The following is an 8,656-nucleotide window of genomic DNA, read 5'->3' on the forward strand; positions in this document are numbered from 1 at the left end:
CTTTACCCGGAAGGTCCGGGCGCGTCCGTATAGATGTTATCTGCATCATACCTACTGGTTAGTATGTTCAAAATATTAAGATAATTGTAACAGAATATTGAAGTTTTTCAAGTTAAAAGTCACCATTCGAAAACTGATTTTGGAAGTCTCTTACCTAAAAAAATAAGATGACCCCGCCGCACTGGCGAAATCATCTTATACAGGGATATATTCTTAATCGTCCTGCACGCCTTTCATGAAGAATGCGAACGGAAGGGCGATGAACAATACGGCAGAAGATACGAGGAACGCTTCATTCAGCGTCTGCAGCGTCGCTTCCTGCATGTTCGTACCGACCGCAATCTGGGCCCGGCGCACTTCGTAGTAGATCGAGAAGAAAACGATACCGAGCGAAGAGGCGATCTGCCGGATAATGTTGTTCATGGCGGACCCCTGGGCAACGTATTCATCAGGGATGGCGTTCATCCCGGTCGTCGTCGCAGGCATGTTACTCATGCCCATTCCGGCTCCGCGGATCGCATTCAGCAGAAGGATCCACCAGAACGGACTGGACGTCTCGAGCATTCCGAGTCCGATGGTTGAAATCCCCATGATCGCAAGACCCGGAGGAAGCACGTATCTTGGGCCTTTTTTATCAAGCACTCTGCCGCCGAGGGACATGAACACCCCGCTCATAGCGGCGGACGGTAAGAACAGAATCCCCGTCCATACTTCGTTCAGGCCGTACACGTTCTGGATAAGAAGCGGCAGCAGAAAAATACCCGAGAAGAGACCGATGGAAGCCGACGAGGTGATCAGTATCGATATGGCGTACGTCGGCACTTTGAATACCGACAGATTCAGAAGCGGCTGTTCCTGACGGATTTCATAACGGACGAATACGAAAATCAGCACCAGACCGGTTATAATCATACCCAGATTCAGCGGCTCAAAAAGAATCTCAGGCGTACGCCCCCGCCCGAGAGCGAACAGGATCGCACCGATCCCGGAAGTGACGAGCAGAAATCCGATGAGATCGAACCGCTTCTCCGGATCGCTCTCGGTCTGTTCCAGAAACTTCACGGACAATAGAAGCCCGATGAGACCGAACGGTATATTCACCGCAAACAGCCACGGCCAGTCCAGCACCTGGATGAGCAGTCCGCCGACGGTAGGTCCGATCGCCGGCGCCACCATGGCCGCAACGCCGTAAATTCCGACGGCCAGTCCCCGTTCGTTTCTCGGGAACGAGTTGAATATAAGCGCCATCGCAATCGGCATCATAAGACCCCCGGCAGAGCCCTGGATCGCCCGGGAGGCGATGACCATGCCGAGGGAGCTGCTGAAGAAACCGGACGTGGACCCGATAAGGAACAGGGTGAGACCGACGAGGTAGACCTTCTTCTTCCCGAACCGGTCTCCGAAGTAGCCGGTGAGCGGCATCGTCATACCCATCGACACCATGAAAATCGTCAATATCCACCCGGCTCCCACTGCGGTCGTATCGAATATTTCGATGAATCGCGGCAGAACCGGATTCAACATACTATTGTTCAAAATGACGGTGAACGTTCCGAATAATACGGAGACGACGACCAGCCATTTTTCAGGTATTTTCGCCATAGTTTATCCTGACCTTTCGAATATCGAATTATTATTGACTATACCCTGCGTTTCACGAAAAGAAACTCTTCCGAGAAACGATAAGAAAAAGCCCGGGGAAGCCCCGGACCTCTCAATGGAGTGGTTGGTTACAGCGGATAATGCTTCAGAAAATAAGCAAGTGACTGCAGTTCGACAGACAGATCGATGTGATGCACGCGTACGGTAGGAGGAACGGAAATGCGCGCCGGTGTGAAATTCAGAATCCCGGACACGCCCCGCTCCACCAGGCGGTCCGTAATCCCCTGTGCCGCCTGGGACGGGACGGTCAGAATGGCCACCGACACGTTCCCCATCTTTTCTTCCAGGTCATCGATATGGGCGACCGGAACACCGCCGATTTCCGTACCGACGAGCCCGTCGTTCGCATCGAAAGCGACTACTATCTTCGTGTTATTGTTTTTCATGAAGTTGTAGTTCAGAAATGCCGTTCCGAGATTCCCGACCCCGATCAGCGCGACTTCGGTCGTCTCATCCTGATCGAGCGTTCTTCTGAAAAACTGCAGCAGATGTTCCACATTGTAGCCGTAACCTTTTTTGCCGAGTGCTCCGAAATAGGAGAAATCCCGGCGTATCGTCGCAGAGTCCACTTTGACCGCGTCACTCAGTTCCTTCGAAGAGACCCGCAGTTTCCCCTGTAAGTATAAGTTATTAATGAACCGGTAATATAAAGGCAGGCGTTTCGCCGTAGCCTGGGGAATCTTCATTTCATCACCCATGTCTCCTCCTCCTTCTTTCTCCTACTATAATAGTTTATCAAAAAACGTGATGAATTTCACAAAGTTAGCACCTTTTGTTGCCCCTTCTGCTTTGTATGAGATACACTGAATAAGTCGAGGTGAAAAAATTATGATATTAATGCAGCTGAATCAATTAACGAAGCGTTTCGGAGCTGAGTTAATTTTATCCGATATCGATTTGGAAGTACAAACAAACGATCGCATCGCCATCGTCGGACGGAACGGAGCGGGGAAATCCACCCTGCTTAAAGTGATGGCCGGAGAGATGGGATATGAAGAGGGGAACATTTTCCAGTCCAAGGAGACAAGTGTCGGCTATCTCGAGCAGCATAGCGGACTCGAGTCGAACGGAACGATCTGGGAGGAGTTCTCCCGCGTTTTCGAGCATCTGAAGAATATGGAACATAAGCTGAGAAAAATGGAAAGTGAGATGGCGGACCCGGATCATTTCGCTTCTCCGGAGGAGTACCAGGACTTTCTCGAAGAATACGACCGCAGGCAGAACGAATTCCAGATGGCCGGAGGGTACCGGTACGAAGCGGACATGAAAGCCGTACTGCAGGGGCTCAGCTTCCCCGAGTCCATGTGGGACCAGCCGATCACTACGCTGAGCGGCGGGCAGAAGACGAGACTGGCACTCGGAAAACACCTGCTGACGAAACCGGACGTCCTCATTCTGGACGAGCCGACGAACCACCTGGATATCGACACGCTCACGTGGCTGGAGAGTTATTTATCCTCCTACCCGGGTGCTGTCGTCATCGTCTCCCACGACCGTTATTTTCTCGATAAAATCGTAAACACTGTATACGAAGTCGCCCTGCAGCGGGTGAAGAAATACACCGGCAACTACAGCGACTACCTGAAGCAGAAGGAAGCAGACTTCGAACAGGAAATGAAGCAGTACGAGAAACAGCAGGGTGAAATCAAAAAGATGGAAGATTTCATTCAGAAAAATATCGTCCGGGCGACGACCAGTAAGCGGGCTCAGAGCCGGCGGAAACAGCTCGAGAAGATGGAAAAAGTCGAAAAGCCGAAAGATGACGCGAAATCGGCGAAGTTCACTTTCCAGATCGACAGGCGGAGCGGAAATGATGTATTGAAAACGGACAATCTCGGTTTCGGTTATCCGGACAGCGATTATCTGTTCCGGGACGTGAGTCTGGACGTCTCCCGCGGGGATTCCATCGCTCTGATCGGCCCGAACGGCGTCGGAAAGTCGACGCTTCTTAAACTGCTCACGGAAAAACTTGCTCCGAGCCACGGCGACATCATGCTCGGTGCGAACGTGCAGATCGGCTACTATGATCAGGAACAGAGCGAGCTGAACCGGAAGAAGATGGTGCTCCATGAACTGTGGGACGACTACCCGATGGAAGATGAGAAAGATATCCGCACCATCCTCGGGAACTTCCTGTTCACCGGAGAGGACGTGCTGAAACCCGTATCCGCTCTTAGCGGTGGGGAGAAAGCACGACTGTCTCTTGCAAAGCTTATGATGCAGAAAGCGAACCTGCTCATTCTCGACGAGCCGACGAACCACCTGGATCTCGACAGTAAAGAGGTCCTCGAAGCCGCTCTCGTCGATTATCCCGGAACGCTTATCTTCGTCTCCCACGACCGTTATTTCATCAACAAAATCGCCACGCAGATCGTGGAGATGCAGCCGGAAGAGACGCGCACGTTCCTCGGAGACTATGACTACTATCAGGAGAAAAAACGCGAGGAAGCAGAACTGAAGGCGATTGAAGAAAGAGAGAAAGGGAAGCCGGAAGCAGCTGCTCCCACGGAAGGGAAACGCTCCTTCCAGGAAGACAAAGCCGCTAAACGGGAAGAACGGAAGCGTCTCCGCCGTATTGAAGAGATTGAAACCGAAATCGAGAGCCGGGAACAGAAAATCTCGGACAACGATGACGAGCTCTGCAAACCCGAAGTATATCAGGATCCCGAGAAATCGGGAGAACTGACGGAAGAAAACAGGCAGGCGGAGCAGCAAATTGAAGCACTCATGGAAGAATGGGAAGAATTGCAGATCGAAGAATAAAAACAGGCACCTGGGGAGAATTCCTGAATGATTCTCAACAGGTGCTTTCATTTACGAAAAACTTTATCCCGAACGTTATCCACAGATAAACAGTATTTATATCAGTTTTCAACAGGTTTATCAACACTATCCACAGAAAAAACGACAGTTACCCACATTTTTTATCCACGACCTCATTCCCGTTTTTACGGTTTTCCACTTCATTCATCCACACTTCCTGCACAACCCTGTGTATAAGTGTGCAGTTTATAGCTCCTTGTATGAAAAAAAACCTGCAGAAACGTAGTGTCTCTGCAGGCAGACGGTTTTCCTCAGTTCCTTCTTCTTTTCCCGTATTCCTCAAGATCCAGTCCCGGATGAGCGTTCAGATCCCAGCCGGCCCGGTGCCCCTGTCTGTAAGCTACAGCCCCGGCCGCAGCGATCATCGCCGCATTATCCGTACAGAACTTCAGCGGAGGGATGAGCAGTTCCTGATCGGTTTCCCGGAAGGTTTCCAAAAGCCGTGCGCGGAGGCCGCTGTTGGCAGCCACCCCTCCGGCTACGATCACCTGTTTCACTCCGTAGGCTTCGGCTGCTTTTTTCGTTTTTGTGGATAACACTTCCACCACGCTTTCCTGAAAGCTCGCCGCTACATCCTCCGGTCGGAATTCCTCGCCTTTCTGGCCTGCATTGTGAAGCTTGTTAGTTACCGCAGACTTTAGGCCGCTGAAACTGAAATCGAAAGATCCCTCTTCCAGCCAGGCTCTCGGGAAATCGATGACCGGCTCTCCGGCAGCTGCCAATTTGTCGATCTCAGGACCCCCGGGATAAGGGAGCTTCAAAAGACGGGCCACTTTGTCATACGCTTCCCCGGCAGCGTCGTCTCTCGTTTCACCGATCACTTCGAAGTTATTATGTCCTTTCATAAGGACGAGTTCGGTATGGCCCCCGGATACGACGAGTGCAAGCAGAGGAAATTCGAACTCTTTCTCAAGCCTGCTCGCGTAAATATGACCGGCGATATGATGGACGCCGACGAGCGGCTTCTGTCTGGCGAAAGCAATGCCTTTGGCCGCGTTCACTCCGACGAGAAGCGCTCCCACGAGACCCGGGCCTTCCGTCACCCCGATCGCATCCATATCATCAAGTGTCATTCCGGCCTCCTGCAGTGCCTCCTCGAGGGTAACCGTAATCTGTTCAATATGATGCCTTGAAGCGATTTCGGGGACGACCCCGCCGAAACGTTTATGACTTTCAATTTGTGAAGCCACCACGTTTGCCACGAGTTCCGTTTCATTTTTGATGACGGCTACCGCCGTTTCGTCACAGCTTGTTTCAATAGCCAGCAAATACTGATCGTTATTCATAATTTCACCCACATAACTAAAGCATCTTCCCCGTTATCCGGGTAATAGCTTTTTTTTATTGCGCCCGGTTTAAAACCGAAGCGGCGGTACATATGTTGAGCAGTAGTGTTCGTCACGCGCACTTCAAGCGTAATTTGAAGGATTCCCGCCTCTTTCGCGCGTGCCATGACTTCCGCAAACAGTCTCTGCCCATATCTCTTCCCGCGGGACTCCGGATGGATGGCCAGGTTCGTAATGTGTGCTTCTTCATAAACGAGCCATATCCCGCAGTAGCCGATGACTTTTCCCTTATCCTCTATAAGGAAGTATACGGCATAAGGATTGTATTCTATCTCTTCCAGAAACGTCTCTTCCGGCCACGGGTCCGGAAACGTCGCCCGTTCCACCTGCATCACCTGGCTTATGTCCTCCGTCGTCATTCTTCTGACGCCACCCACCTGCTACTTCTCCTTTTGTCTGAGCCATTTCTGTTCAGCTTCCGGCAGGCGCAGGTAGTTGGGCATAAGCGTATGGAGCGACGAGGCCGGTTTTTTCATGGCCGACAGCGCCAGATACGACGGTCTCGCATAGCGGTGGGCCGCTCCCGGAAACACGGCACGGTCTCCGAGTTCCTGTTCGATCATTTCACGAAAAGCAGATTCGTCCTGACTGATGAAAAGAACGGGCTGTTTCATGTCGTGCAGCCGTTCAAGCCACGTCTTCATATCTATGTTCTCTTCTTCCATCACTACGTTCATCTCTTCATCATAAAGTCCCGTGTACACACGGCCCCGTCTGGCATCAAAGAACGGGCAGATAAGCCCTTTGAAAAAGATTCCCTGCCTCGCCAGCACTTCAAGGCTGGAAACACCGACGACCGGAATGTCGAGAGCGAAAGCCATCGATTTAGCCGTAGCCATCCCGATCCGTACGCCGGTGAAAGACCCGGGCCCGTGCGCAACGGCAATCTGATCCAGTTCCTCCGGAGACGTCTCCGTTTCCCTCATCATCTGGTTAATTGCAGGCATAAGCCGGACGGAGTGATTCTTCTTCACGTTCGTCACCCATTCTCCCACGACTTCGCGGTTTTTGATGACCGCTACTCCAAGCACGTAGTTCGAAGTATCAATCGCTAATATATTCATTGGTTATCTCCTCACAAATCGTTTCAAAATGGGAAGAGCGCGGGGTGAAGAAAAAGGACCGTGCGTCCTCCCCTTCAAAACTGACTCTGATGTCCAGTCGCTCTTCGGGTAAGAAATCTTCTATATAGGAAGCCCACTCCACTACCGTTACGCCGGAGCCGAAAAAGTACTCCTCAAATCCGAGGTCCTCCTCTGTGTCTTCCAGACGGTAAGCGTCCATATGATAAAAAGGAAGATCCCCGGCGTATTCTTTAATAATGGTAAATGTCGGACTGTTGATCGTTTTTGTCACACCGAGAGCTGCTCCGAGAGCCTTGGTGAACGTCGTTTTTCCGGCACCGAGATCTCCTTCGAGTGTGAGCACGTCCCCGGGCTGAAGTTTCCCCGCGAGAAAAGCAGCGAGTCCGCCCGTCGCTTCCGGGCTGTTCGATGTTATTTTCATAACCGTTACCTTCTTTCCTTCAAATGAGTATAGCCTGTCGACTGCAGCGTTTCTGTTCCATGCGAACTGTGAAGCAGCACTTCCGGAAGGTTTGAATCACTCACGGTTCCGATGAATGTAAGGCGGATATCCAGTTCCCGGGCTCTTTCAAGAAGTGCTTCTTTATCCCCAGGTGCGACCGTTCCAAGCAGTTCAAAGTCCTCGCCGCCACTGAGCGCCCATTCTCCCGCCTGGTCCGGGTACCGGGTCTTAAGTTCCTCGCTCACCGGAATCTTTTCTTTCTGAAGATGAAGCCTCATACCGGAAGCCGTTGCAATTTCGTTCGCCTCGCTTGCTATCCCGTCGCTGACGTCGTTGAGACAGAGTCTGGAGAGAGAAGTGAGTCCGGCCGCAAATGCGGCTTTCGGTTCCGGATAACGATGGCGTTCGATAAGATAGTCGGACACCGATTCTCCGGGGTTCATCAGTTCTTCCAGCCCTCCGCGCGAGTCTCCGAGTGTGCCGGTGACGAAGATTACATCCCCGTCCGCCGCATCAGACCGGTAACGGCCTTTGTCCGGTGGGAGATAGCCGTGAGCTGTAATAGCGACCACTGTCTGTGACCCGCTCACCGTATCGCCTCCGACCAGGTCCATATTATGTTTACCGGCAAGCTGTTCCATACCGTCATAGAGGGCAATGATGTCCTCATCCGTCCAGTCCGGTGTCAATACCAGCGAGACACTGTAAAATGCCGGACGGCTTCCCATCGCGGCGAGATCCGACACGTTCGCAGCCAGTGCCCGGTATCCGACGGCGTGAGTATCCATCGTTTTTCTGGAAAAATGGACCTCCTCCACCATCGTATCGGTGGTGAATACGATATCTTCCGAAGAACGGAAGACGAAAGCGTCATCCCCTACCCCTTTCACTACGGAAGGCTGCCTGTAATATGCCGGAGTAATTTTTCGTATCAGTTCAAATTCTTCCATCACCGATCACCCGTCCTCTGAGGTTTATATCATTGTTTCATTATAACAGGGAGCTGTAAAAAAGAGAAAAAATCAGTAAAAAACCCCGGGCACAGGGCCCGGGGCATTTGCATATACAGTCATTTAATTATTTAAAAAAATGGCGGTCCGGACGGGACTCGAACCCGCGACCTCCTGCGTGACAGGCAGGCATTCTAACCAACTGAACTACCGGACCAAAAATTGGTTGCGGGAGCAGGATTTGAACCTGCGACCTCCGGGTTATGAGCCCGACGAGCTACCAGACTGCTCCATCCCGCGCTGATAAAAAAACGATGTGGCAGCGCCCTACTCTTGCGGGGGGTAACC

Annotated in this window: 8 protein-coding genes and 2 tRNA genes; 1 reads left to right on the forward strand and 9 read right to left on the reverse strand. The window is 51.8% G+C overall.

Features of this window, described 5'->3' with window-relative positions:
- Positions 1 to 213: 213 nt before the first annotated feature.
- Both CKW00_RS11280 and CKW00_RS11285 read right to left on the reverse strand, forming a co-directional pair.
- A complete protein-coding gene (locus CKW00_RS11280) occupies positions 214 to 1,602 on the reverse strand; it encodes an MDR family MFS transporter (RefSeq protein WP_095822650.1) in 1,389 nt (462 codons plus the stop codon).
- A gap of 128 nt (positions 1,603 to 1,730) precedes the next feature.
- The gene (locus CKW00_RS11285; RefSeq protein ID WP_095822651.1) at positions 1,731 to 2,360 is read right to left on the reverse strand and encodes a redox-sensing transcriptional repressor Rex; all 630 of its coding nucleotides are present in this window, start codon (positions 2,358 to 2,360) and stop codon (positions 1,731 to 1,733) included.
- A 130-nt stretch (positions 2,361 to 2,490) separates the two neighbouring features.
- On the opposite strand from CKW00_RS11285, the gene abc-f reads away from it, so the two are divergent.
- Entirely contained in the window at positions 2,491 to 4,425 is a 1,935-nt protein-coding gene (gene abc-f / locus CKW00_RS11290) for a ribosomal protection-like ABC-F family protein (RefSeq protein ID WP_095822652.1), read from the forward strand.
- 311 nt (positions 4,426 to 4,736) lie between these two features.
- Here abc-f and tsaD read toward each other — a convergent pair whose 3' ends face one another.
- From tsaD to CKW00_RS11325, 7 genes are all read right to left on the reverse strand, one after another.
- Positions 4,737 to 5,771 (reverse strand): tRNA (adenosine(37)-N6)-threonylcarbamoyltransferase complex transferase subunit TsaD, encoded by a 1,035-nt coding sequence (tsaD, locus tag CKW00_RS11295; protein WP_095822653.1) that lies wholly within the window; start codon positions 5,769 to 5,771, stop codon positions 4,737 to 4,739.
- Positions 5,768 to 6,208, reverse strand: coding sequence for a ribosomal protein S18-alanine N-acetyltransferase (gene rimI / locus CKW00_RS11300; RefSeq protein WP_095822654.1), 441 nt, complete (start codon positions 6,206 to 6,208; stop codon positions 5,768 to 5,770). Before rimI ends, tsaD begins: the two co-directional genes overlap by 4 nt.
- A 3-nt stretch (positions 6,209 to 6,211) precedes the next feature.
- Positions 6,212 to 6,895, reverse strand: a complete 684-nt coding sequence (gene tsaB / locus CKW00_RS11305; RefSeq protein ID WP_095822655.1) for a tRNA (adenosine(37)-N6)-threonylcarbamoyltransferase complex dimerization subunit type 1 TsaB — start codon at positions 6,893 to 6,895, stop codon at positions 6,212 to 6,214.
- Positions 6,876 to 7,337 carry a tRNA (adenosine(37)-N6)-threonylcarbamoyltransferase complex ATPase subunit type 1 TsaE gene (tsaE, locus tag CKW00_RS11310; protein ID WP_095822656.1) on the reverse strand — a complete coding sequence of 154 codons (462 nt, stop codon included), beginning with the start codon at positions 7,335 to 7,337 and terminating at the stop codon, positions 6,876 to 6,878. The genes tsaB and tsaE overlap by 20 nt, the downstream gene beginning before the upstream one ends.
- Before the next feature lie 5 nt (positions 7,338 to 7,342).
- Positions 7,343 to 8,308 (reverse strand): thiamine-phosphate kinase, encoded by a 966-nt coding sequence (thiL, locus tag CKW00_RS11315; protein ID WP_095822657.1) that lies wholly within the window; start codon positions 8,306 to 8,308, stop codon positions 7,343 to 7,345.
- 140 nt (positions 8,309 to 8,448) lie between these two features.
- Positions 8,449 to 8,525: transfer RNA gene (locus CKW00_RS11320), tRNA-Asp, on the reverse strand.
- A 6-nt stretch (positions 8,526 to 8,531) separates the two neighbouring features.
- Positions 8,532 to 8,608: transfer RNA gene (locus CKW00_RS11325), tRNA-Met, on the reverse strand.
- Positions 8,609 to 8,656 lie beyond the last annotated feature (48 nt).

This window comes from Salimicrobium humidisoli, from assembly GCF_002295105.1.
GTDB classification, from domain to species: Bacteria; Bacillota; Bacilli; order Bacillales; family Halobacillaceae; genus Salimicrobium; species Salimicrobium humidisoli.